Here is a 22,962-nt window from a genome sequence, read left to right as displayed (position 1 = left end):
GTCCCGCCGACGGGACAACGACGGATAGGCGACAGACCTGCCCGGTTGTCGGATTTCATGTTGACCGGTCGGTGGAGCCTCCTGGACCGACCGGTCGGACCCACCGGGTTGACCGGACACCGCAGGATCGCCCCCAAACTGGGTAAGGGACCTCACAACCTGCGCGATCGTCGCCGCTTATGGGCGTTTTATGGCTCGACACACCTTAAGTACATCAACCTTTCGGCTAGATTTCCGGGAGCCGATCAGGTTAAGGTGACTCCCGAACGGCCCAACTGAAGCTAAACCAAAGCGCCACTTCCTTTTTGTCCGCGGACGAGGTGCAGGGAGGACCACCATGACCGCGTCAACGATCACCGAGCAGGCGAGCACCACGGCAGTCGAGCAGAAGAGCACCACCAAGCTGGACCCGCGCGCGCTCACCGACAGCGCCGCCGATCTCCTCAACGCGATGGCCGCGCTGCCCGCCAACCACCCGTCGCGTGCCGCTCTGCGGGACCGCGCGATCGAGGCCTGGCTGCCGCTGGCCAACCACCTGGCCCACCGCTACAGCGGGCGGGGCGAGCCCACCGACGACCTGGCGCAGACCGCCGCCGTCGGCCTGATCAAGGCCATCGACAAGTTCGACCCGTCGCGCGGCGTCGACTTCGCCGGTTACGCGATCCCCACCATCATCGGCGAGCTCAAGCGCCACTTCCGCGACCGCACCTGGGACATCCGGGTTCCCCGTCGTCTCCAGGAGCTGCGGCTCGCCATCTCCGACGCCAACAGCTCGCTGTTGCAGACCCTCGGCCGTTCGCCGACGGTCGCCGACATCGCCGCCCACCTCAAGCTCACCGAGGAAGAGGTCCTGGAGGGTCTGGAAGGCGCCCGCGCGTACAACGCGGTGTCGCTGTCGACCCCGACCGGCGACGGTGACCGGGCCACCGAGCTGGGCGACATGCTCGGCGGCGAGGACAACGAGTTCGAGCTGGCCGAGCTGCGGGTCGCGCTCGGCCCGGCGCTCGCCACGCTCGACGAGCGGGAGCAGAAGATCCTGACCCTGCGGTTCTACGGCAACCTGACCCAGTCGCAGATCGCCGACCAGATCGGCGTCTCGCAGATGCACGTCTCCCGGCTGCTCGCTCGGGCGCTGACCAAGCTGCGGGGCCAGCTCGACGGCACCTACTAGGGACTTCACGATCGGGGGCGGGTCAGCGTCGCCCCGGTCCTCGATCGTGTGAACACCGGCCGGGTCGCTTCCCTTCGGGGCGGCGGCCCGGCCGTTCGCGTTGGTGGCGGGCACGTCGAGCCCGCCAGGGCCCGGTGCGAGACTGGGTCGTGCTCTCCGACGTGACAGTGGACCTGCCGGTCCGTCCCACCCTGCCGGCGGTGCTCACCGCGCTCGACGCGGCCGGCGCGGCGGTTCTGCTCGCGCCGCCGGGCACCGGCAAGACCACCCTCGCGCCGCTGGCGGTGGCCGACCGGGTCGACGGCCGGGTGGTGGTCGCCGAACCCCGTCGGGTGGCGGCACGCGCCGCGGCCCGGCGGATGGCCGACCTGCTGGGCGAGCGCGTCGGCGACCGGGTCGGTTACGCCGTACGCGGCGAGCGGCGGGTCTCCCCGGCCACCCGGATCGAGGTGGTCACCACCGGCCTGCTGGTCCGCCGGCTGCACCACGACCCGGAGCTGCCCGGCACGGGCGCGGTGCTGCTCGACGAGTGCCACGAGCGGCAGCTCGACGCCGACCTGGCACTTGCCTTCACGGTGGAGGCCCGGGCCACGCTGCGGCCCGATTTGTGGCTCCTCGCCATGTCCGCCACGCCGGACACCGACCTGTTCGCCGCGCTGCTCGGCGGGGCCACCCCGGCCCCGGTGGTCCGGGCCGAGTCGGCGCTGCACCCGGTGCGGCGGATCTGGACGCCGCCGCCCCGGCCCGTCGCGCCGCCCGGCGCCGGCCCGGTCGACCGCGCGCTGCTCGACCACGTGGCCGCCACCGTCCGCCGGGCGCTCGGCGAGCAGGACGGCGACGTGCTGGTCTTCCTGCCCGGGGCCGGTGAGATCGCGGCGGTGACCGGGCGGCTCGCCGACCTGCGGGACACCGTCGCGCTGCTGCCGTTGCACGGCCGTCAGCGCGGGGCCGAGCAGGACGCGGCGCTGCACCCCGGACGGACGACCGGCGTCGGGTGGTGCTGTCCACCGCGCTCGCCGAGACCAGCCTCACCGTGCCGGGCGTACGGACGGTGGTGGACGCCGGGCTGTCCCGCGTGCCCCGCATCGACCTGGCCCGTGGACTGGGAGCGTTGGTCACCGTGCCGGTCTCCCGGGCCGCCGCCACCCAGCGGGCCGGACGGGCCGGACGCGAGGCACCCGGATGCGTCTACCGCTGCTGGTCGGAGGCCACCCACGAGCGGCTGCCCGCCCGGCCGGAGCCGGAGATCGCCACCGCCGACCTGACCGGGTTCGCGTTGGAGCTGGCCGCCTGGGGCAGCCCCGACGGCGTCGGACTCGCGCTACCCGACGCGCCACCGGCCGCGGCGATGACCGTCGCCCGGGACACCCTCGAAACGCTGGGCGCGGTCGACGCGACGGGTCGGATCACCGGGCGGGGAAGGGCGATCGCCTCCGCCGGTGCGCACCCCGGCTGGCCCGGGCGCTGCTCGACGCCGCAGACCGGGTCGGCGGCGACCGGGCGGCCGAGGTGGTCGCCCTTCTCGCCGAGGAGAGCGCGGCCGGCCCGGGCGACGACCTGGTGGCCGGTTGGCGTCGGTTGCGCTCCGGCGTCGACGCGGGGGCCACCGCCCGCTGGCGTGCCGAGGTGCGCCGCCTACGCGCCGCCCTGCCCACCGACGTACCCACGACTCCCCACCGGCTGACCGACGATCTCGCCGCCGGGCTGGTCGTCGGTCTGGCGTACCCCGAGCGGTTGGCCCGGGTGCGGCGGCCGGGCGGGTCGTCGTACCTCATGACGGGCGGGACCGCCGCGGAGCTGGCGGCCGGTTCGGGCCTGGCCGGCGCCGACTGGCTCGCGGTGGCGGTCGCGGACCGCCGCCCCGGCGCGCCCTCGGCGCGGATCCGCCGCGCCACGCCACTGGACGAGGCGACCGCCCGGGAGGCGGCGGGCCCGCTGCTGTCCACGCGCCGGGAGGTCGGCTGGTCCGACGGGGACGTGGTGGCCCGGGAGGTGACCCGGCTGGGCGCGATCGAGCTGATGGCGCGGCGGCTGGACCGCCCGGACCGGGCGGAGGTGGCGGCGGCGCTGCTCACCGGCCTGCGTCAGGAGGGGTTGGGTCTGCTGCCGTGGACGCCGGCGGCGCGAGGGCTGCGCGAGCGGATGGCGTTCTGCCGGCTGCACCTCGACGACGGGTGGCCGGACGTCGACGACGAGGCGCTGCTCGCCGCCGCCCCGACGTGGCTGGGGCCGGAGCTGGCCGCCGGCCGGCGGCGTGCCGACCTGAACCGGGTCGACGTGACCTCGGCCCTGCGTCGACTGCTGCCGTGGGCGCAGGCCGCGCGCCTGGACGAGTTCGCGCCCGAGCGCATCGAGGTGCCCAGCGGCTCACGCATCCGCGTCGACTACGCCGACCCGGCCGCGCCGGTGCTCGCGGTCAAGCTCCAGGAGACGTTCGGCTGGCCGGAAGCCCCGCGCATCGCCGGTGGCCGGGTGCCGGTGCTGCTGCACCTGCTCTCCCCCGCCGGCCGGCCGGTGGCGGTCACCGCGGACCTCGCGTCGTTCTGGCGTACCGGCTATCCGCAGGTCCGCGCCGAGCTGCGCGGTCGCTATCCACGTCATCCATGGCCCGAGGACCCGGACACGGCCACGCCCACCCGCCGCGCCGCGCCGCGACGGCGCTGAACAGGGGTTACTCCTCGACGACGTCGGCCACCACGACGGTGACGTTGTCCGGAGCGCCCGCGTGCAGCGCCAGGTCGATCAGCTTGCCGGCGCAGGCGGACCGGTCGGGGTAGGCGGCGAGCACCTCGGCCAGGGTGTCCGGGCGGACGACGTTGGAGAGGCCGTCACTGCACAGCAGCCACCGGTCGCCGGACCGGGGCACCATCGTCGCGTACGACGGAGAGACGTCCTCGCCCTGCAACGCCTGGGTGACGACGGCCCGGCGCGGATGGCTGCTGGCCTGGTCCGGGGTGATCACGCCCTGGTCGACGAGCATCTGCACGAAAGTGTCGTCGCGGGTGATCTGCTTGAGCACACCCTCGCGGAACAGGTAGGCCCGCGAGTCGCCGACGTGGGCGAGGGCCAGGCAGCTACCGGTACGGGCGAAGAGCAGGGCGGTCAACGTGGTGCCCATGCCCTGGCGCTCGGGGTCGTCGGCGACCGCCTGCCGGATGCGGGCGGTAGCCAGCGCGATGCCGTCCTGGAGGGCGGCCACCAGGGCGTCCTCCGGTGTCTCCGCGTCCAGCGGGGCGACCGCGTCGATGGTGAGCGAGCTGGCGAGGTCACCGGCGGCCATTCCGCCCATGCCGTCGGCGACGGCGACGAGCCAGGTGCCGGCGTGCAGGGCGTCCTGGTTTCCGCTGCGGATCAGCCCACGGTCGCTCGTTCCCACGGAACGCAGCTTCAGGGTCATGGGAGGCAGCCTGCCAGGCGAAGGGCGCAGTTGTCTCTAGGAGATCAGGACGACGGCGCGTGGCGCGGCCAATCTCACGTCTCGCGTTCCGTGGTGTGACGCGCTCCGTGCCCTCGTCGGACCGCAGAACCCATCCAGTCGGATCAATTGACAGGACGTATCGCCACTGGAAACATCGAGCTTCGACCTGGGAGCGCTCCCAGGTCGCCACCGCCACCTGCCTCACCTCCCGTCCCGGAAGGACTACCCCGTGACGCCATCCAAACGTCGCCTCCTCCTGGCCGCGGCGACCGCCCTGGCACTCACCGCCACGGGCGCCGGCGCGGCCTACGCCGCCCCTCCACCGGACGCCCCCGAGCAGATCGACAACGGGGACTTCAGCGCGGGTGTGAGCCCGTGGTTCTCCTACGGCACCGACTCACTCGGGGTCACCGACGGCCAGCTCTGCGCCGCCGTCCCCGGTGGACTCGCCAACCCATGGGACGCCGGCATCGGCCAGGACGGAGTGCCGCTGACCGCCGGCGCCGAGTACACCCTCGGCTTCGACATCACCGCCACGCCCGGCACCGCCGTCAAGGCCGTGCTCCAGCTCGGCAGCGCCCCGTACACCACGTACGCGGCCGTGGACGCCGCCGCCACCGGCACCGTCCAGCGCGTCGAGTCGACCTTCACCGTCCCGGACGACAACCAGAACGCCCAGCTCATCTTCCAGGTCGGTGGCAGCGCGCAGGCGCAGACCATCTGCCTCGACGACGTCTCGCTGCGCGGCGGCGAGCCCCCCGCGCCGTACGAGCCGGACACCGGGCCCCGCGTACGCGTCAACCAGGTCGGCTACCTGCCGGGCGGGCCGAAGAACGCCACGGTGGTCACCGAGGCGACCACGCCGCTGCCCTGGCAGCTCCACTCGGCCGCCGGGGCCGTCCTGGCGAGCGGCACCACCACCACGCGTGGCGTGGACGCCGCCTCCGGGCAGAACGTGCAGACCGTCGACTTCTCCAGCTACCGCACCCCGGGCGCGGGGCTGACGCTGACCGTCGACGGCGAAACCAGCCACCCGTTCGACATCTCCGGCACCCTCTACAACCAACTGCGCTCCGACTCGATGCAGTTCTTCTACGCCCAGCGCAGCGGCATCGCCATCGACGGTGACCTGATCGGCGACGAGTACGCCCGCCCGGCCGGTCACCTCGGCGTCGCCCCCAACCAGGGCGACACCAGCGTGCCCTGCCAGCCGGGCGTCTGCGACTACTCCCTCGACGTGCGCGGCGGCTGGTACGACGCCGGCGACCACGGCAAGTACGTCGTCAACGGCGGCATCGCCACCTACCAGCTCCTCAACACCTTCGAGCGGACCAAGACGGCGGCCACCGCCAACGGCGGCGCCGGACTGGCCGACAGCACCCTGCGGGTGCCCGAGCGCGGCAACGGCGTCCCGGACATCCTCGACGAGGCCCGCTGGGAGCTGGAGTTCCTGCTGCGCATGCAGGTGCCGGCCGGCAAGCCGCTCGCCGGCATGGTCCACCACAAGATCCACGACAAGAACTGGACCGGCCTGCCGCTCGCCCCGCAGGACGACCCGCAGCCGCGCGAGCTGCACCCGCCGTCGACCGCGGCCACCCTCAACATGGCCGCGACCGCCGCCCAGTGCGCGCGACTCTTCGCCCCGTACGACGCGGCGTTCGCGTCCCGTTGCGGCACCGCCGCGACGACGGCCTACGCCGCCGCGAAGGCACACCCCGCGGTGTACGCCAGCCCGACCGACGGCACCGGCGGCGGCGCGTACGACGACTCGAACGTCACCGACGAGTTCTACTGGGCGGCGGTCGAGCTGTACCTCACCACGGGGGCGCAGACCTACCTGACCGACCTGACCGCGTCGCCGCACCACACCGGCAACGTGTTCGAGCCGCGTGGCTTCGGTTGGCAGAGCGTCGCCGCGCTGGGTCGCCTCGACCTGGCCACCGTGCCGAACGGGCTGCCCGCCGCCGACCTGACCCGGGTTCGCGCCTCGGTCACCGCCGCCGCCGACGCGTACCTCGCCGAGCTGCGCCGGCAGGCGTACGGGCTGCCGATGCCCGGGGACGCCGACAGCTACTTCTGGGGCGGGAACAGCAGCATCATCAACAACGCGGTCGTCCTGGCCACCGCCTTCGACCTGACCCGCGACGCCCGTTACCGCGACGGCGCCGTGCAGGCGATGGACTACATCCTGGGCCGCAACGCCCTGAACATCTCGTACGTCACCGGCTGGGGCGAGCACGCCGCGCAGAACCAGCACAGCCGGATCTTCGGCCACCAGCTCGACGCCAACCTGCCCCGGCCGCCCGCCGGCTCCCTCGCCGGTGGCGCGAACGCGGCGTTGCAGGACCCGTTCGTGGCGCAGTTGCTCGCCGGCTGCAAGCCGATGTTCTGCTACGTCGACGACATCAACTCGTACTCCACGAACGAGGTGGCGATCAACTGGAACTCGGCGCTGGCCTGGATCTCCTCCTTCCTGGCCGACCAGGGCGAGGCGGGCGCCGTACCGGCCGTCACCTGCTCGGTGAACTACGCCAACTACGGCACCTGGCAGGGCGGCACCGGGTTCACCGCCCAGTTGACCATCCGCAACACCGGGTCCACCGCCGTCAACGGCTGGAGCGTGCGGTTCGCGTTCACCGGTGACCAGCGCGTCCGGGAGGCCTGGCTGGCGAAGGTCACCCAGGCCGGCGCGACGGTCACCGCGAAGAACGAGTCGCACAACGCCAAGATCGTCCCCGGCGGCACGGTGACGTTCGGCTTCAACGCGACGACCAACGGCGGCGCCAACCCCAACCCGGGGCTGGTCACCGTCAACGGGAACGCCTGCTCGCTGTCCTGAGCACGCCCCCTGGTGGCCGCCCTTCCCCCGGGGGCGGCCACCAGGACCACCCGTCCGCCATCACAAATCCAGCACCCGGCGGAAGGCACGCTCGCCGATGCCGCGCATCAGCGGGTTGTCCGAAGAGTGCGTCAGGAACACCAGGGACAGGGCCAGCGCCCAGCCGCGCGCCCTCTCCCAGGTCGCGTCGTCCGCACGGCCGTACACCCGCCGAAGAGCAGCACGCTGCTCGGCCGGAAACAGCAGCCAGGCCACGGACAGATCGGTCGCGGGATCGCCCGAGGTGATGTCTCCGAAGTCGATCACGGCGCTGAGCCGGCCCCGGTCGACCAGGATGTTGGCGGGATGCAGGTCCCCGTGCAGCCACAGCGGCGGACCACCCCACACGGGTGCGGCGACGGCCACCTCCCAGATCCGCAGCGCGTCGGCACGATCGGCCGGATCGACATGCGCGAGCCCGTTCAGGACCCCCGGGGCGCGGCCGAGCAGGGGAATCCCGCGCATCGGGTTGACGGGAGCCTCCGGCGGAGCCGGGGTGTGCAGCGCGTCCAGGAAGGCGCCGAGCGTCACCGCCGCCGACCAGGGGTCGTCTGGCTGCGACAGCGCCACCATCCGGCCCGGAAAGAACGGCACGACACTCCATGACCAGGGGTACCGGGTCGTCGGCTGCCCGAGGCGCACCGGCGCTGGCACCGGCAACGGCAGGCGACCGGCCAGCTCCGGCAGCCAACGCTGCTCGTGCGCGATGAGCTCGGCGGCCATGGCGCGGCGCGGCAACCGGACCAGCAACTCCGCACCGAGACGGCACACGAGGTTGTCCCAGCCGTTGGCGAGGATCTCGATCGGCAGGTCCGCCAGATCGGGGTGCTGCTGGTCGAGCAGACCGCGCACCAGTTCGACAGAGACGGGAATCTCCGCGGCGGGCATCCGCTTGACGGTCACCGCGAAACCCTACGACCGCGCTTCGGCGGGAGTGGGCGCAGCGGTGCGGGCCTCGTGCCTGATCCACCCTCAGCTAATCGGCTCGGCTGTTGTGTGCGGCGATCAGGGCCGGCAGCTCGTGCAGCGAGTCGATGCGGAACAGGCACCGGTCGGCCACGGCTGGCATGTCGAGGATGTGCCCCCACGGGGAGCGCCGGATCAGGCACGTCTTCATACCGGCCTCCTGGGCCGGACGGGCGTCGTTGTCGGGCCGGTCGCCGACGTACAGGATCGAGGCCGGATCGCCGCCGCCTTCGACCACCACCCGGTCGAAGAAGGCCGGTGCCGGCTTCGCCACGCCCCAGGAGTGCGACGTGCCGATCACGTCCACCTCGAGGTCGAGAGCCCGCAGGGTTGCCTCGGCATGGGCCGGCTGGTTGCCGGCCAGGCCCACCAGCAGACCCTGATCGCGCAGCGCGGCGAGGCACCCACGCGCGTCCGAGTAGAGATCCTCCGCGCCGAACGTCTCCGGCTGCCCGGCGGCGGCTCGACGGGCAAGCTCGACCTCCAGGTCGAAGTCGGGCCGGAAGGTCCGGAACGTCTCCCGGTAGTCCAGGCCCCTCGCGACGACCGCGCCGAAGACCGCGGACAACGTGTGCCGCGGGACGCCGAACCAGTCCGCCCAGGCCGCGAACTCGCGGGACTCGTCGAGAATCACCCCGCCCACATCGAAGAAGACCGCCTTGATCAACCCATCTCTCCCGTCCCGCCGCGATCATCGATGATCATAGGCGGATTCGACGCACCACCCAGCCCCGAATTGTCGTACACCTGTTCTAATCTCGGTCCATGGTGGAAGGGTTGGCGCGGGCGGAGGCGGCGGTTGCCGACTGCCTCAACGCGGCGGTGTGGGCCCTCCCCGGGCACGATCTCGTCGCGGCCCTCGACACCGCGCACCGGCTCGCGCAACGCCTGGCAGCCCTGCAACTGGCGTTGGTGCGGGAGGTGGACGGCCGGGGCACCGCGCGGGCGCAGGGCGCGTCGTCGACGGCGGTGTGGTTGCGGGGCCGGCTACGACTCGACGGTTCCGCCGCTCGTCGGCTGGTCGATCTCGCCGGGGCGCTCGATGCCGGAGCGCCCGGGGTGCGCGCCGCGTTGGTCGATGGCGACATCACCGTCGAGCAGGCGCGGGTCATCGGCGAGACCGTCCAGACGGTGCGCACGGCCGTCGGCGCCGAGACGGCCGACAAGGCGGTCGGCGTCCTCATCGGGTGGGCCGGGCAGTTCGACCCGACCCTGCTGCGCAAGCTGGGCACCCGGGTCCTCGACCAGGTCGCCCCCGAGCTTGCCGAAGCCGCCGCCAGGGCTGCGCTGGAGGCCGAGGCGCGCCGCGCCGGCCGCGACCGTCATGTCACGCTCTCCGAGCTACGCGACGGCCGGCTGCGGCTCTCCGGTCACCTGGACGCCGAGGCTGCCGGTCTACTGCGCGCCGCCCTCGACCCGCTGGCCGCGCCGTCCGGTCCGGACGACCCGCGCTGCCCCGGCCAACGCCGGCACGACGCGCTCGCCGACCTGTGCCGGCTCGCGCTCCGCACCGGCGAACTGCCCGAGCACGGCGGCGAGCCCGCCCAGATCGTGGTGACCACCAGCTTCGACGCGCTGGCCCGGCAGCTCGACGCCGGCACCCTCGACACCGGCCCACAGCTCACCCCGGAGACGGTCCGCCGTCTCGCCTGCGACGCCGCGATCCTGCCCGCCGTGCTCGGCACCTCCGGCCAGACACTCGACGTCGGCCGGCAACGCCGACTCGTCACCGGTCCCCTGCGCCGCGCGCTGGTCCTGCGCGACCGAGGCTGCGCCTTCCCCGGCTGCGAACGACCACCCCGCTGGTGCGACGCCCACCACATCCACCACTGGGCCGACGGCGGCCACACCAGCCTGACCAACTCGGTGCTCCTCTGCGGCCACCATCACCGACACGTCCACCGAGGCGAGTGGACGGTCCGACTCGGCGGCGACGGCCACCCCGAATTCGTCCCGCCGGCCTGGCTCGACCCCGACCAGCTCCCCCGCCGCAACCAGTACCACCGGCGGACGTGAACGCAGCCAGCAGCCCGAATACGACACGCAGCCCGCAGCCCTGGGAAGCCGGCGACCCAGCCGGCCAGCAGTGGCCTCGGGCCGGGTGTAGCAGGATGCCGGGCATGAGCGATCAGTCGACCATCACCATCCGCCCCGGCGGCCCTGACGACGCCCCGGCCGTGCTGCGGCTGCTCGACGTGGCCACCGCCTGGCTGATGGAGCGCGGCCGGACCGGGCAGTGGGGCACGCGGCAGCCCTCCACCGATGCGGGCCAGATCGCCCGGGCCGAGGAGTGGGCCGCGAGCGGCGACCTGCACCTGGCGATGCGGGGCGACCGTCCGGTCGGCGCGCTGGTGGTGGGCGCCGCCACCGAGCACGTGCCCCCGGCCACCGAGCCGGAGCTGTACGTCCGGCTGCTGGTCACCGACCGGGCGTACGCCGGGCTGGGGATCGGGGCCCGACTGCTGGAGCACGCCGCCGAGGTGGCCCGGGCACGCGGGCTGGGATTGTTACGGGTGGACTGCTACGGCGGCGACGACCGGGCACTCGTCCGGTTCTACGAGGGCTGCGGCTTCACCCCGACCGAACCGTTCACCGTGGTCCGGTCGGGGCGTGAGCCGTGGCCGGGGCAGTTGCTCGTGCGCCGGCTCGACTGAGCGTCAGCCGATCTCCTCGTCGACGAAGCACCAGCGCCACGCCTCGCCCGGCTGCGCCGAGCGGATCACCGGGTGACCGGTGGACGCGAAGTGCTTGCTCGCGTGCTGGTTCGGCGACGAGTCGCAGCAGCCGACCTGCCCGCAGCTCAGGCAGGTACGCAGGTGCACCCAGTAGGTGTTGCCGATGGCGACACAGTCCGCGCACTCGTCCGGGGTGACCGGCTCGGCGGTGCCCGCCTCGGCCAGGTGCTGACAGCTCACTGGTCCACCTCCTGCCGCAGCAGCGACTCTTCCAGGTCCAGGTCACGGTAGGCCTGCACCAATACCTCCTCAGGAATCCGACCGGAGTCCCGGGCAGCCCGGAACACGTCCCGCTCGGCGTCGATCATTTCTTGTCGCAGCCGACCGTACGCCTGCGAGGGGGTCTCCCGCTCGCCGCCGCCGAGCCGTTCCCAGGCCATGTTCGTGCGGTCCTCCTGCACCCGACGCAGCCGGTCCACCACGGCAGCGGGCGCGCTGTCGGCCAACTCCTCCAGGCGGTCCCGCGCTGCCCTGCTGGCCTGCTGCTGCACTCCGGCGGCGGACAGCGCGTCCTGCACCGGGTCGTCCTGGGGCAGCTTCAGCCGGCGGGCGACCATCGGGAGGGTGGCGCCCTGGCCGACCAACGTGACCACGATCACCGCGAAGGCCAGCCAGATGAACAGGGCCCGCGGGTACGGCTCGTCCTCGGCCAGCGTCAACGGCAGGGCCAGGGCGGCGGCGAGCGTCACCACGCCCCGCATCCCCGCCCAGCCGATGATGATCGGGATCTTCGGGGAGGGGGCCTCGTCGCGGCGGCGGATCCGAGGAACCAGTCGGGCCAGGTAGGTGGCCGGGAAGAGCCAGACGAAGCGGGTCAGGAAGACGGTGGCCAACACCGCCACGGTGATCAGGACGAGGGAGCCGGCCGGCTCGTCGAGGTCTCGCAGCACGTCCCGCAGTTGCAGCCCGACCAGGAGGAAGACCAGCCCTTCGAGCAGGAACCGCACCAGCCGCCAGAACGCGCCGGTCTGCAACCGCGACGCCGCCGACAGCAGTTGCGGCAGCTTGTGGCCGAGGGCCAGCCCGGTGACGACCACGGCGACCACACCGGAGGCGTGCACGTGCTCGGCCGTGAACACCACCGCGAACGGGATGATCAACGACAGCGCGTTGTCCAGCAGCGGGTCGCTGATCCGTCGGTGCAGGAAGCCGAAGACCACCGCCCCGAGCGCGCCGATCAGGATGCCGCCGCCGGTCGCGCGCAGCACCTCGACGGCCACGTCCGCCGTGCCGACGGTCGTACCGATGGTGGCCATGGTCGCGACCCGCAGTAGCACCAGCGCGGTCGCGTCGTTGACGAGGCTCTCCCCCTCCAGGATGGTGACCACCCGGCGGGGCAGCCCGACGCGGCGCGCGACCGCCGTGGCGGCCACCGCGTCCGGCGGCGCGACCACCGCGCCGAGGGCCAGGCAGATCGCGAACGGCACCTGCGGCAGCAGCAGATGCAGCACGAAGCCCACCGCGAACGCGGTGAACAGCACCAGACCCACGGCGAGCAGCAGGATCGGCCGGATGTTGTTCTTGAACGCCGGCACCGACGTCTCCAGCGCCGCGACGTACAGCAACGGCGGCAGGATGCCGATCAGCACCAACTCCGGTTCGAGGTGGATCTGCGGGAAGCCCGGAAGGAAGGACAGGGCCAATCCGAGTACGACGAGCAGGATCGGCGCGAGCAGGCCGAGCCGGCGGGCCAAGGCCGCGCCCAGGGTGGCGATCGCCAGGAAGACGACGACCGGAAACAGGCTTTCCATGGGGTACGAGCCTAGGGGGCGGGTGGTCGACGCCCGATCAGGCAGCCGGACGCAACTTCGGCAGCACCTCGGCGCCGAACGCGTCGATGAACCCGCGCTGCTCCTGCCCGACGTGGTGCAGGGCGATCTGGTCGAAGCCGAGCGCCACGTACTCCTCCAACCAGCCGACGTGCCGGCCCAGGTCCGCCGAGACGTTCACCACCTGGGCAACCCGCTGGGCGGGTACGTCGGCGGACACCTCGTCGAAGTGCTCCACGGTCTCCAGGTCCCAGCAGACCGGAGGGGCGAAGACGTTGCTGCGCCACTGGTCGTACGCGATCGCCTCGGCCTGCTCCTGCTCCTGCGCCCAGGAGACGTGCACCTGGAGGTGCAGCGGTCCACGGCCACCGGCGTCCCGGTACGCGTCGATCATCGCCCGCAGGTGCTCAACGGGCGCGTTCACGGTGATCAGGCCGTCGGCCCACTCGGCGCACCAGCGGGCGGTGGCGACGCTGACGGCGGCCCCCACCAGCGCGGGCGGCTCCTCGGGACGGGTCCACAGCCGGGCCCGGTCCACCCGGACGAGGCCGTCGTGGCTGACCTCCTCACCGGCCAGCAGAGCCCGGATCACGTCCACGCACTCACGCAGCCGGGCGGAGCGGACGTCCTTGCGCGGCCACGCGTCACCGGTGATGTGCTCGTTGCTGGCCTCGCCGGTGCCGAGGGCCGCCCAGAACCGGCCCGGATACATCGCGCCGAGGGTGCCGATCGCCTGCGCGATGATCGCCGGGTGGTAGCGCTGGCCGGGAGCGTTGACGACGCCGAACGGCATGCCGGTGGCCTGTAGGGCGGCGCCCAGCCAGGACCAGGCGAAGCCGGACTCGCCCTGCCGCTCGCTCCACGGCGAGAAGTGGTCGGAGCACATGGCGGCGTCGAAGCCGGCCCGCTCGGCGTGCATCACCGCTTCCAGCAGGGCGCGGGGGTTGATCTGCTCGTGGGAGGCGTGGAACCCGAACGTCGTCATGGGCGCATCTCCTACCCACGACGACGCCCGGTGATGCGTGCTACTCGGCGTGCGCGCCCGCGCCGGCCGACGCCGCCCCCTCGCCCACCCACACCGTCTTGGTGTTGCAGAACTCCCGCATGCCCAGCTCGGACAGCTCCCGCCCGTACCCGGAGTTCTTCACGCCGCCGAAGGGCAGCTCCGGGTACGAGGTGGTCATGCCGTTGACGAAGACGTTGCCGGCGTCCAGGTCGGTGGCGAAGCGCTCCTGCTCGGCCGCGTCCCTGGTCCAGGCGTTCGACCCGAGCCCGAAGCTCGTGCCGTTGGCCACCTCGATGGCCTCGTCGTAGGACGACACCCGGTACAGACCGGCGACCGGCCCGAACACCTCCTCGGACCACATCCGCATCTGCGGCGTCAGGTCGGTGACGACGGTCGGCGGATAGAACCAGCCGTCGCCGCTGGGCAGCTCACCCCCGCAGAGCACGGTCGCGCCGTTGTCCACCGCGTCGCGCACCTGGGCGTGCACCTCGTCGCGGCCGTGCTCGCTGGCCAGCGGCCCCACGTCGGTGTCGCCGTCCATCGGGTCGCCGACGCGCAGCGCGGCCATGTTCGCGGCGAACTTCTCGGCGAACGCGTCGAAGACGTCGGTGTGCACGATGAAGCGCTTGGCGGCGATGCAGGACTGGCCGTTGTTCTGGCAGCGGGCGGTGGTGGCGACCTCGGCGGCACGGTCCAGGTCCGCCGAGGGCATCACCACGAACGGGTCGCTGCCGCCCAGCTCCAGCACCGTCTTCTTGAGTTCCCGCCCGGCGATCTGCGCGATCGACCGCCCGGCCGCCTCGCTGCCGGTGAGCGTCGCGGCGCGTACCCGCGGGTCGGCGAGGATGCGCTCGACGGCGTCCGAGCCGACCAACAGGGTGGTGAACGCGCCCTCCGGGAAGCCGGCGCGGCGGAACACGTCCTCCAGCAGCAGCGCGGTCTGCGGCACGTTCGAGGCGTGCTTGAGCAGGCCGGTGTTGCCGGCCATCAACGCCGGGGCGGCGAAGCGCATCACCTGCCAGAGCGGGAAGTTCCACGGCATCACGGCGAGCACCACGCCGATCGGCTGGTAGCGGATGAACGCCCTGGTCGCCTTCACGGCGGCGGCGTCGGCCGGCTCGTCGGCGAGGAACGTCGGGGCCTTGTCGGCGTAGAAGCGGGCGGCCGTGGCGCACTTGGTCACCTCGGCCTGCGCGGCGGCGTATGTCTTGCCCATCTCCGTGGTCATGATCCGGGCGATCTCGTCCCGCTCGGCGTCGAGGAGGTCGGCCGCGGCGTTCATCCACCGGGCGCGCTCCTCGACGCCGGTGCCGCGCAGCTGCCGGTACGCGAGATCGGTGCGCTCGATGGCGGCGTCGAGCTGTTCGGTGGACATCGCCTCGTAGGTCTTGAGCACCTGACCGGTGGCGGGGTTGGTGGTGGCGATGTGTGGCATTTCGTTTCTCCTGTCACTCGAACAGCGAGTGTCGTACGCCCGGCTCCTCGCGGCGGCGGGCGGCGCGGCGGCGTTGGATCACGACCAGATCGACCACGGCGACCACCGCGAGGATCGCGCAGAGCACGCCGAGCCAGGCGATCCCGGCCCAGAACGCCAGCACCGCGAAGATCACCATGGTCACCAGCCCGAAGCTGGCGAGGGTGAGCCGCAGGTTGAGGGCGCTGTACGCGTGCCCGACCGTGCCACGGGCGCGCCGGGGCTGCGATCTCGTCATACCTCACGATCTACCCGCGATCGGGGGTGTTAACCGGTGGCCGACGACTCCCCGCGCGGCGGCACTTATAGCATCCCGACGGCAGGTCCGAGGCCCCTTCGCCGCATACCCGACAGCAACTTCCCGCCCAACCGGGTCCAGCGCTTAGAGTTACCGCGCTGTCGCTCTGTGCTGCGAGACAGGGGATGTCATGCCTCGACGCTGGATCGCCGCCCTGGCCTGTCTCGCCGCACTGGTGGCACTGGCCTGCGAGGGTGGCACATCGGCGTCACCGCGCCCCACGAAGAGCGCGCCGTCGTCCGGCGGACCGGGCGGCATCGCCGCGCTCGGCGACTCGATCAGCACCGGCTTCGCCTCCTGCCTGGTCCTCACCTCCTGCGAGCGCAACTCGTGGTCCACCGGGGACGGTCTGCGGGTCAACAGCCACTACCGGCGACTGCTCGACCAGGACTCCGCGATCCGCGGCCGGGCGTACAACCACGCGCGGCCCGGCGCCCGCGCCGACGCCCTCGAAGGCCAGGCCCAGGCAGCGGTACGGGACCGCGTCGACTACGTCACCGTGCTGATCGGCGCCAACGACATCTGCCGGGGCGGGGTGGACGCCATGACGCCGGTGACCACGTTCCGTACCGACGTCGACCGGGGCCTGCGGGCGTTGCGCACCGGCCGGCCGAAGGCGCGGGTGCTGGTGGTGAGCATCCCCGACCTGTACCGACTCTGGGAGGTCGGGCACACCGACGGACGGGCGACGCGCGTGTGGAAGCGGGGCATCTGCCCGGCGCTCCTGGCCAACGCGACGTCGAACGCGGCCGCCGACAAGGCCCGCCGGGCCGCTGTCCGGGAACGGATCGACGCGTACAACGTGCAGTTGGTGGCCGCCTGCCGGGCGTACGGCTCGCGCTGCCGGCACGACGGCGGCGCGGCGCACCGGGTGCGCTTCACCCTGGACCTGCTCAACCCGCTGGACTGGTTCCACCCCAACGCGACCGGCCAGGACCGGCTGGCCGAGGTGACCTGGCGCGCCTCCGGCATGGCCGATTGAGCCCGCCCCGCGAGGGGGCAGGTCACGGACGGCGGGGCTCCGGAACCGCGGTGCCGCGGCGACCGTAGAGCGCCCGCGAGCGCTCGGCCAGGTCCTTGGTGGCGGACGAGTTGGCCCAGGTGCCGAGCACGATCGCCGCGCCCGGAATGATCTTGGCCACGACGCGTTTGGCCGCCCGCACACCGGCCATTTGGGCGAGCCGGACGCCGAGCTGCAACATGACCCGGCCCAGCGGACGCTGACCGCCCAGGCCGAAGAGCGCGTCGGCGCGCTCCCGGCCGGCGGCCACCCCGAGCGCCAGGCGGGCGCTCTCGGCGACCTTGTGCACCCGTTGAAGCACGAGCAGATCGGTGGCCCGGTCGCTGTGCAGCGGGTCGACGTCGTACGCGGCGGCGACGTGCAGGACCATCCGCGCCTGGGTCCAGGCCAGCACGCCGACGTCGAGGACCGCACCGGGCAGCCCGGCCGCGCCGGAGACCGCCCCGGACAGCCGGGCCAGGTTGACGAACTTGCGGACCGCCTGGTCGGCCAGGACGTCGGACGAGACGCCGGGGTGCTCGTCGCGGGCCCGGGCGGCCCACTGCGCGGCCTCCGGCCCGAGTCGGCGCACCGCCTCCAGCGCGAGGTGCTCCGGGGCGTACTGCGGATCGTCACGCATCCGGTCCCACAGCCGCGCCGGCGGGCCTTCGGGCGTGGCCGGCGGCGCGACCGGCAGGTCGGCCGACGGCTCGGGGGTGGGCGCGGCGGGTTGACCGCCGGCGGGCGGGGTGTCGGTCACCGGGTCTCCCCAGGGGTGGGTACGGGCAGGACGGCCGGTGGCGCGGTCAGCGACGGCGGTTGGACAGGCGGGTGGCCAACCCCTTGAGCTTCTGCTGGTTCTCCGGCTTGGCCAGCTCGCGCCGACCCCGGTCCACCAGTTGCTGACCCTTGGGCGATCTCAGGAAAGTGCTGATCCGCTGCATCAGAGACATAACGTCCTCCTGTCGGTGATCCCTCAGTCATGTGTACCCCGAACCCGCAACGGATGTACCCGGGACGCGACAGGCTCAACCCTCACCGTCCATAGTGGTCGGTAGGCTACCGCCCGCTCGGCACGATGGCGTCGACGACCCGGGTGGCCCGCCATTCGTGCTGCTGGTAGTACTCCGGGTACGCGGAGACCTGCACCGCCTGCGCGGCGTCGGTGAGGCGCATCTGCTGCCAGCCGGGCACCTGTTCGAGTGCCGTGAGGAACTGCCGGGTCGCGAACTCCGGGTCCATCAACCGACCGACCGGACCCCAGCCGCTGCTGGAGCGCTGCTGGAACAGCCCGACCGAGTCGTGGTCCCAGCCGACGCCCTGGTGCGGGTAGTCCTGCGACTCCGGCAGGACGCCGCTGGCGACGTTGTAGAGGTTGCTCTCCTGCATGGCGGTCGCCACCGCGATGACCAGGCCACGGCGCGGGACGCCCATCTTGCGGCCGGCGCGGACGATCGCCTCGGCGTTCTCCATCTGGGCCTTGTCCAGGCCGGCGACGGGCGCCGGGCGGGTCGGCTTCGCCGGGGCGACCTTGCGGGCGCGGGGGTGGCGTCCGGGTCGGCGGGGGTGGTGGACGCCGAGGGGTGGCGGACGGGGCCGCCGAGCGGTCGAGCCCGCGGGATGCGGCCTGCTGCTCGGCGCGCTCCGCCAGCTCGACGCCGGCGGTCTTCTCGCGGGACTGCGCGCCGGCGTCCTGGTCCCGGACCTGCACGGCGGCGGCCAGACCGAGGCAGCAGACCACGCCGGTGGCGAGCGCCACCTGGGCGCGGCGTCGACCGCTCAGGTCGCGGGCGTACGCCCGAAGCCGACTCGCGGCGGTTGTCCGTTCGGCTGAGGTGCCTTCCTCTGTTTCGGCAGTGGGGCTACTCGGGGCGTACGGGTCGTCGAGGGTGCCGTCGTCACGCATCAGCCGAGGCTAGGCAGACCGAAGCCCCGATCACGCACGGTGATCACGTGGTCATCGCCACAGAAACAGGCATCACCGGTGGACGACCGGGGCGGCTCGACCCGCCCGGGGAACGAACCTCGCGTACCGGAGGAAAGCGGCGCGGCGTGCAGGCGGGCACGGACCGCGACAGAGACGGACACTGGTCCGCGCGACCCGACATGATCGACAAACTCGGCCTTTGGGCCGAACCGCCCATCGGCCGATCGGCGTAATCGGGTGGTTCGTCCGATCGTGCCCACCGGGCGGGCGACGGATCGCCCGACGCAGGAATGCGCCAGGATGGCGGGTACGTTGCCCGAACCGAGTGCTGTCCGTCGCGACGGCACCCGAACAGGCACATTCCAGGGAGGTCCGCACCGGTGCTCGACCCACACGAGCTCTACCAGCTCACCGACGATCTGCCCGACCTCGGGCAGCCGGTCCTGATTCAGGCCCTCACCGGGTTCGTGGACGCCGGCAACGCCAGCCGGCTGGCCCGCGAGCAACTGCTCACCTCGCTCGAGGGTCGGCCGATCGCCACCTTCGACGTGGACCAACTCTTCGACTACCGCTCCCGGCGACCGGTGATGACCTTCAACGAGGACCACTGGGAGAGCTTCGACGCGCCGGAGCTGGAGCTGCACCTGCTGCACGACGACGATGAGACTCCCTTCCTGCTGCTCACCGGCCCCGAGCCGGACCTGCAGTGGGAGCGGTTCACCGCCGCCGTCGCGGGGCTCGCCGCCCGGCTCGACGTACGGCTCACCGTGGGGCTCAACTCGATCCCGATGGCGGTCCCGCACACCCGGCCGACCGGGGTGACGGCCCACGCCACCCGTCCCGAGCTGATCAGTGGGTACGAGCCGTGGCTGCAACGGGTCCAGGTGCCCGGCAGCGTCGGCCACCTGCTGGAGTTCCGCCTCGGCGAACAGGGCCGCGACGCGCTCGGCTTCGCCGCCCACGTGCCGCACTACGTGGCGCAGACCGAGTACCCGGCCGCCGCCGAGGTGCTGCTGAGCGCCGTGTCCCGCAGCACCGGGCTGCTGCTGCCCGGCGACGGCCTGCGCTCGGCCGCCGAGGTGGTCCGGGTGGAGATCGACCGGCAGGTCGCCCAGACCGAGGACGCCGCCGCGCTGGTCCAGGCCCTCGAGGAGCAGTACGACGCGTTCGCCCGCGGACGCGGCGAGCGGAGCCTGCTCGCGCCGGACGCCGGCCCGCTGCCCACCGCCGACGAACTCGGTGCGGAGCTGGAACGGTTCCTGGCCGAGCAGACCCGCCCCGGCGACACTCCCGGGAGCTGATCCGGCGGCGTGCCGGCGACACGGCACCTGTGTGAGGCGGCGTCGGGGCGGCGGATACGGCAGGGTGGACGTATGCGCCTGGCGACCTGGAACGTGAACTCGGTGAAGGCCCGGCTCCCCCGGCTGCTGGAATGGCTGGACGGCACCGGGCCCGACGTCGTCTGCCTGCAGGAGACGAAGTGCCCCGACGGCGCGTTCCCGGTAGCCGAGGTGGGCGAGCTGGGCTACACCGTGGCCAGCCACAGCGACGGCCGCTGGAACGGGGTCGCGATCCTGTCCCGCGTCGGCCTCGACGACGTCCGCGTCGGCTTCGCGGGCGAGCCGGGCTTTCCCGAGCCGGAGGCCCGGGCCATCTCCGCCACCTGCGACGGGGTGCGGGTCTGGTCGGTGTACGTCCCCAACGGGCGCACGCCCGACGACCCGCACTACGCGTACAAGCTCGCCTGGTTCGCGGCGCTGCGCGACGCGCTGGAAGCGGAGCTGGCCGGCGGCCGGCCGGTGGCCGTCTGCGGTGACTTCAACGTCGCCCCGACCGACGCCGACGTCTGGGACCCGGCCGTGTTCACCCACTCCACCCACGTCACCCCGGCCGAACGGGCCGCCCTCGCCGCGCTGCGCGACCTCGGTCTCAACGACGTGGTGCCGACGCCGATGAAGGGGCCGCACCCCTTCACGTACTGGGACTACCGCGCGGGGATGTTCCACCAGAACAAGGGCATGAGAATCGACCTGGTGTACGCCTCCGCGCCGTTCAGCCGAGCGGTCCGCTCGGCATACGTCGACCGGGAGGCCCGCAAGGGCAAGGGCCCCTCCGACCACGCGCCGATCGTGGTCGACGCGGACCTCGTTCCGGCGGTCGAGGCGCTCTGACCTCCGGCGCTCCCGCCGCAGGAGCGCCGGGGCTGGCTAGGGTGGGCAGATGGCAGTCGTGAAGATCAACGCAATCGAGGTTCCCCCGAACGCCGGCCCCGAGCTGGAGAAGCGGTTCGCGGCGCGGGCCGGCGCGGTGGAGGGCTCCCCCGGCTTCCTCGGCTTCGAACTGCTGCGCCCGGTGGCCGGCGAGACCCGCTACTTCGTCTACACGCGGTGGGAGAGCGAGGAGGCGTACCAGGCCTGGGCCTCGGGGTCCGCCCGCGCCGCGCACGCCACCGCTCCTGGCGAGACGCCCCGCCCGCCGGTGTCCAGCGGCGCGAGCCTGCTGGAGTTCGAGGTGGCGTTGCGAGTCCCCCAGCCCTGAGCGACGCTGCGGCCGGTTGATCGACTCGACTTCGGCGAAATCGGGGTGTCAGCGCCACCTGGACACCCCGACATCACCGATGTCGTGTGGATCAAGCCCGGCGGTCAGGGCTTGCGGGACGACTGGAGGGTGGCGAAGGCGATCACGTTGTCCTCGTAGCCGGTGCGACCGCCGATGAACTGGCCGCCGCAGGTGATGAGCCGGAGCCCCGCGGGGCCCTCGTGCCCGTAGATGCGCTCGGCGGGGAGTTGGTCCTTCGGGAAGCGCTCGACCGTGTCGACCTTGAACACCACCGTCGACCGGTCCGCCCGGGCCACCTCGATCAGGTCACCGGGCTTCAGCTTGCCCAGGTCGTAGAAGACCGACGGGCCGCTCTTGGTGTCCACGTGCCCGACGATGACGGCCGGACCGGGCTCGCCGGGCGTCGGCCCCCGGTCGTACCAGCCGGTCTCGTTGTGCTTCTCCAGCGGCGGTACGGCGATCGTGCCGTCCGACGCCTGCCCGACCGGCGCCACCGGCGCCTCCACCTTGATCGCCGGGACGGTGAGGCGCACCGGGCGGCTCGCCGACAATCCGACCGTCTCGCTGCGGGGCGGGCGCTCGCCGCCGGCCGGGGTCAGGTCGAGCGGGCCGACCGAACGACCCAGTCCCGCGCCGGTGGCGAAGACGCCCACCAGCACCAGCAGCACGGCCAGCGGCACCGACCAGGGGCTACGCCCGGTCGGACGGCTGCGCCGGGGAGCGACGGCGGTCGGCGGACGGGCGGCCACCGCCGGCCCCTCGCCGGAGACACGCGACGCGCGGGACACCGGCGAGGGCTTCGCGCCAACGGACGGGCGCGAATTGCCGGCCTGCTGGGCAGCAGCGGATTGCCGGGCATCCCCGGACGGGCGTGCGACAGCGGGTGGGTGGGCCTCGCCGGGTGGGCGGGCATCGCCGGGCAGCCACGAGCCGGCGGACGGGCGGGAACCCGTGGGCGGACGGGATCCGGGCGGCGGCGGTGTGGGGCGGAAGATTTCCATGGCGGCCTCAGCGGCGCGCGACGCTACGGGGCCGGCGCAGGGCCACCACGGCGAGGACCAGGCCAGCGACCGTGAAGGCGGCACCGCCGGGCAGCAGCAGTTTGCCGGTCATTCCCCCGGCGGTGCCACCGAAGCCCGTCGCCGGCCCTCGGCTGGGACCCGAGGGGACCTTCTTGACCACCTGGAGCATGGTCGAGGCCGTCTCACCGTCGCGGCACTCCAGCTTGACCCGGTAGTTGCCGGGGCGGGTGCGCTCGCGCACCATCGGGGCGGCGGTGAGCACGCCGCCCTGCGGTTGCACGCCGATGGCGCCGAACGCGTCCGAGACGACGGTGGCGCCGATCGAGTTGTCCCGGCAACTGGCCCGGATGCCGACCAGGTAGCCGGGCTGCACCGTGCTGGGGCTCACCTCGACGAAGACGTCCACCACGGGAGTGGGCTGTGGCGCGCCACCCGGCACGCCTCCGGGCTGCGGCGCGGGCGCGGCAACCGGCAGGACGTCGAGCGGCGCGGGCGCGGCAACCGGCAGGACGTCGAGCGGCCGGGCGGGTGCGGCGACGGCCGACAGAGGATCGAGCGGCCAGTCGGAGGCGGTCGACAGGGCGTCGGACGGCCCGCTGGGCGCAGTGGCGAGGGCCGGCGGCGTGGCCGGGGCGGCGAGCGCGGGAGCGGTGCTGAGCAGGGGGATGGCGAGCATGGTCGCCACCGACAGGAGCACGCCGCCGCGGGTCACTGTCACGATGCCCCCTCTCGACGCCGT

The 22,962-nt window shown here is 73.0% G+C and carries 22 protein-coding genes and 1 pseudogene; 10 read left to right on the top strand and 13 right to left on the bottom strand.

Annotated elements, in window-relative coordinates:
• Positions 1-337: 337 nt before the first annotated feature.
• Together ACQP0N_RS11520 and hrpB are read left to right on the top strand one after the other, a co-directional pair.
• Complete coding sequence (locus ACQP0N_RS11520) at positions 338-1,171, top strand: SigB/SigF/SigG family RNA polymerase sigma factor (protein WP_355050235.1); 834 nt, start codon at positions 338-340, stop codon at positions 1,169-1,171.
• Positions 1,172-1,320: 149 nt separating this feature from the next.
• Positions 1,321-3,835, top strand: a pseudogene (gene hrpB / locus ACQP0N_RS11515) (ATP-dependent helicase HrpB).
• 7 nt (positions 3,836-3,842) lie between these two features.
• Here hrpB and ACQP0N_RS11510 read toward each other — a convergent pair.
• Complete coding sequence (locus ACQP0N_RS11510; protein ID WP_355050237.1) at positions 3,843-4,568, bottom strand: PP2C family protein-serine/threonine phosphatase; 726 nt, start codon at positions 4,566-4,568, stop codon at positions 3,843-3,845.
• A gap of 250 nt (positions 4,569-4,818) precedes the next feature.
• Between ACQP0N_RS11510 and ACQP0N_RS11505 the strand changes: the two genes are divergently transcribed.
• Positions 4,819-7,428: a glycoside hydrolase family 9 protein gene (locus tag ACQP0N_RS11505; RefSeq protein WP_433119861.1), complete on the top strand. Its 2,610-nt coding sequence runs from the start codon at positions 4,819-4,821 to the stop codon at positions 7,426-7,428.
• A 60-nt stretch (positions 7,429-7,488) separates the two neighbouring features.
• Here the strand turns inward: ACQP0N_RS11505 and ACQP0N_RS11500 are convergent, their stop codons facing one another.
• Together ACQP0N_RS11500 and ACQP0N_RS11495 are read right to left on the bottom strand one after the other, a co-directional pair.
• Positions 7,489-8,370 carry an aminoglycoside phosphotransferase family protein gene (locus ACQP0N_RS11500; protein ID WP_433119859.1) on the bottom strand — a complete coding sequence of 294 codons (882 nt, stop codon included), beginning with the start codon at positions 8,368-8,370 and terminating at the stop codon, positions 7,489-7,491.
• A 73-nt stretch (positions 8,371-8,443) separates the two neighbouring features.
• On the bottom strand, positions 8,444-9,100 hold the full coding sequence (locus ACQP0N_RS11495) for an HAD family hydrolase (RefSeq protein WP_433119857.1): 657 nt from the start codon (positions 9,098-9,100) through the stop codon (positions 8,444-8,446).
• 98 nt (positions 9,101-9,198) lie between these two features.
• On the opposite strand from ACQP0N_RS11495, the gene ACQP0N_RS11490 reads away from it, so the two are divergent.
• Positions 9,199-10,449, top strand: a complete 1,251-nt coding sequence (locus tag ACQP0N_RS11490; protein ID WP_433119855.1) for a DUF222 domain-containing protein — start codon at positions 9,199-9,201, stop codon at positions 10,447-10,449.
• Between the two features lie 104 nt (positions 10,450-10,553).
• Positions 10,554-11,087: a GNAT family N-acetyltransferase gene (locus tag ACQP0N_RS11485; protein ID WP_433119853.1), complete on the top strand. Its 534-nt coding sequence runs from the start codon at positions 10,554-10,556 to the stop codon at positions 11,085-11,087.
• Between the two features lie 3 nt (positions 11,088-11,090).
• Here ACQP0N_RS11485 and ACQP0N_RS11480 read toward each other — a convergent pair whose 3' ends face one another.
• Genes ACQP0N_RS11480 through ACQP0N_RS11460 form a run of 5 tightly spaced genes read right to left on the bottom strand, consistent with a single transcriptional unit; the run spans position 11,091 to position 15,655 of the window.
• Entirely contained in the window at positions 11,091-11,348 is a 258-nt protein-coding gene (locus ACQP0N_RS11480) for a UBP-type zinc finger domain-containing protein (RefSeq protein ID WP_433119851.1), read from the bottom strand.
• Positions 11,345-12,919 (bottom strand): Na+/H+ antiporter, encoded by a 1,575-nt coding sequence (locus ACQP0N_RS11475; RefSeq protein ID WP_433119849.1) that lies wholly within the window; start codon positions 12,917-12,919, stop codon positions 11,345-11,347. Before ACQP0N_RS11475 ends, ACQP0N_RS11480 begins: the two co-directional genes overlap by 4 nt.
• Before the next feature lie 37 nt (positions 12,920-12,956).
• On the bottom strand, positions 12,957-13,922 hold the full coding sequence (locus tag ACQP0N_RS11470) for a TIGR03885 family FMN-dependent LLM class oxidoreductase (RefSeq protein ID WP_433119847.1): 966 nt from the start codon (positions 13,920-13,922) through the stop codon (positions 12,957-12,959).
• A gap of 40 nt (positions 13,923-13,962) precedes the next feature.
• Complete coding sequence (locus ACQP0N_RS11465) at positions 13,963-15,378, bottom strand: NADP-dependent succinic semialdehyde dehydrogenase (protein WP_433119845.1); 1,416 nt, start codon at positions 15,376-15,378, stop codon at positions 13,963-13,965.
• Between the two features lie 13 nt (positions 15,379-15,391).
• Entirely contained in the window at positions 15,392-15,655 is a 264-nt protein-coding gene (locus ACQP0N_RS11460; RefSeq protein WP_433119843.1) for a DUF6343 family protein, read from the bottom strand.
• Between the two features lie 190 nt (positions 15,656-15,845).
• Between ACQP0N_RS11460 and ACQP0N_RS11455 the strand changes: the two genes are divergently transcribed.
• The gene (locus ACQP0N_RS11455) at positions 15,846-16,697 is read left to right on the top strand and encodes a GDSL-type esterase/lipase family protein (protein WP_433119840.1); all 852 of its coding nucleotides are present in this window, start codon (positions 15,846-15,848) and stop codon (positions 16,695-16,697) included.
• 22 nt (positions 16,698-16,719) lie between these two features.
• Here the strand turns inward: ACQP0N_RS11455 and ACQP0N_RS11450 are convergent, their stop codons facing one another.
• The 3 genes from ACQP0N_RS11450 to ACQP0N_RS11440 all read right to left on the bottom strand — a co-directional run bounded on the left by ACQP0N_RS11450 (position 16,720) and on the right by ACQP0N_RS11440 (position 18,188).
• On the bottom strand, positions 16,720-17,475 hold the full coding sequence (locus ACQP0N_RS11450) for an EcsC family protein (RefSeq protein ID WP_433119838.1): 756 nt from the start codon (positions 17,473-17,475) through the stop codon (positions 16,720-16,722).
• Between the two features lie 46 nt (positions 17,476-17,521).
• Complete coding sequence (locus ACQP0N_RS11445; protein ID WP_355237852.1) at positions 17,522-17,668, bottom strand: hypothetical protein; 147 nt, start codon at positions 17,666-17,668, stop codon at positions 17,522-17,524.
• A 106-nt stretch (positions 17,669-17,774) separates the two neighbouring features.
• Positions 17,775-18,188 carry a hypothetical protein gene (locus ACQP0N_RS11440; RefSeq protein ID WP_433119836.1) on the bottom strand — a complete coding sequence of 138 codons (414 nt, stop codon included), beginning with the start codon at positions 18,186-18,188 and terminating at the stop codon, positions 17,775-17,777.
• 7 nt (positions 18,189-18,195) lie between these two features.
• Between ACQP0N_RS11440 and ACQP0N_RS11435 the strand changes: the two genes are divergently transcribed.
• From ACQP0N_RS11435 to ACQP0N_RS11420, 4 genes are all read left to right on the top strand, one after another.
• Positions 18,196-18,549: a hypothetical protein gene (locus ACQP0N_RS11435; protein ID WP_433119834.1), complete on the top strand. Its 354-nt coding sequence runs from the start codon at positions 18,196-18,198 to the stop codon at positions 18,547-18,549.
• Between the two features lie 473 nt (positions 18,550-19,022).
• A complete protein-coding gene (locus tag ACQP0N_RS11430) occupies positions 19,023-19,943 on the top strand; it encodes a proteasome assembly chaperone family protein (protein WP_355050254.1) in 921 nt (306 codons plus the stop codon).
• 72 nt (positions 19,944-20,015) lie between these two features.
• Positions 20,016-20,813 carry an exodeoxyribonuclease III gene (locus tag ACQP0N_RS11425; RefSeq protein ID WP_433119832.1) on the top strand — a complete coding sequence of 266 codons (798 nt, stop codon included), beginning with the start codon at positions 20,016-20,018 and terminating at the stop codon, positions 20,811-20,813.
• A 49-nt stretch (positions 20,814-20,862) separates the two neighbouring features.
• Positions 20,863-21,180 (top strand): antibiotic biosynthesis monooxygenase family protein, encoded by a 318-nt coding sequence (locus ACQP0N_RS11420; RefSeq protein ID WP_433119830.1) that lies wholly within the window; start codon positions 20,863-20,865, stop codon positions 21,178-21,180.
• 104 nt (positions 21,181-21,284) lie between these two features.
• Here the strand turns inward: ACQP0N_RS11420 and ACQP0N_RS11415 are convergent, their stop codons facing one another.
• Together ACQP0N_RS11415 and ACQP0N_RS11410 are read right to left on the bottom strand one after the other, a co-directional pair.
• Complete coding sequence (locus tag ACQP0N_RS11415) at positions 21,285-21,950, bottom strand: class F sortase (protein WP_433121566.1); 666 nt, start codon at positions 21,948-21,950, stop codon at positions 21,285-21,287.
• Between the two features lie 259 nt (positions 21,951-22,209).
• Complete coding sequence (locus ACQP0N_RS11410) at positions 22,210-22,944, bottom strand: hypothetical protein (protein WP_433121564.1); 735 nt, start codon at positions 22,942-22,944, stop codon at positions 22,210-22,212.
• Positions 22,945-22,962 lie beyond the last annotated feature (18 nt).

The sequence above is a fragment of the Micromonospora sp. CA-246542 genome (assembly GCF_050942905.1).
GTDB lineage: Bacteria > Actinomycetota > Actinomycetes > Mycobacteriales > Micromonosporaceae > Micromonospora.
Note: the sequence above shows the minus strand (reverse complement) of the source record. Positions and strands in the feature narration are given on the sequence as shown.

Excerpts from the sequence above, each read along its gene's own strand:
- ACQP0N_RS11460 (WP_433119843.1), bottom strand. The coding sequence starts at position 15,655 with ATGACGAGATCGCAGCCCCGGCGCGCCCGTGGCACGGTCGGGCACGCG.
- ACQP0N_RS11440 (WP_433119836.1), bottom strand. The coding sequence starts at position 18,188 with ATGGAGAACGCCGAGGCGATCGTCCGCGCCGGCCGCAAGATGGGCGTC.
- ACQP0N_RS11465 (WP_433119845.1), bottom strand. The coding sequence starts at position 15,378 with ATGCCACACATCGCCACCACCAACCCCGCCACCGGTCAGGTGCTCAAG.
- ACQP0N_RS11455 (WP_433119840.1), top strand. The coding sequence starts at position 15,846 with ATGCCTCGACGCTGGATCGCCGCCCTGGCCTGTCTCGCCGCACTGGTG.
- ACQP0N_RS11490 (WP_433119855.1), top strand. The coding sequence starts at position 9,199 with ATGGTGGAAGGGTTGGCGCGGGCGGAGGCGGCGGTTGCCGACTGCCTC.
- ACQP0N_RS11510 (WP_355050237.1), bottom strand. The coding sequence starts at position 4,568 with ATGACCCTGAAGCTGCGTTCCGTGGGAACGAGCGACCGTGGGCTGATC.
- ACQP0N_RS11425 (WP_433119832.1), top strand. The coding sequence starts at position 20,016 with ATGCGCCTGGCGACCTGGAACGTGAACTCGGTGAAGGCCCGGCTCCCC.
- ACQP0N_RS11445 (WP_355237852.1), bottom strand. The coding sequence starts at position 17,668 with ATGTCTCTGATGCAGCGGATCAGCACTTTCCTGAGATCGCCCAAGGGT.
- ACQP0N_RS11520 (WP_355050235.1), top strand. The coding sequence starts at position 338 with ATGACCGCGTCAACGATCACCGAGCAGGCGAGCACCACGGCAGTCGAG.
- ACQP0N_RS11485 (WP_433119853.1), top strand. The coding sequence starts at position 10,554 with ATGAGCGATCAGTCGACCATCACCATCCGCCCCGGCGGCCCTGACGAC.
- ACQP0N_RS11475 (WP_433119849.1), bottom strand. The coding sequence starts at position 12,919 with ATGGAAAGCCTGTTTCCGGTCGTCGTCTTCCTGGCGATCGCCACCCTG.
- ACQP0N_RS11470 (WP_433119847.1), bottom strand. The coding sequence starts at position 13,922 with ATGACGACGTTCGGGTTCCACGCCTCCCACGAGCAGATCAACCCCCGC.
- ACQP0N_RS11420 (WP_433119830.1), top strand. The coding sequence starts at position 20,863 with ATGGCAGTCGTGAAGATCAACGCAATCGAGGTTCCCCCGAACGCCGGC.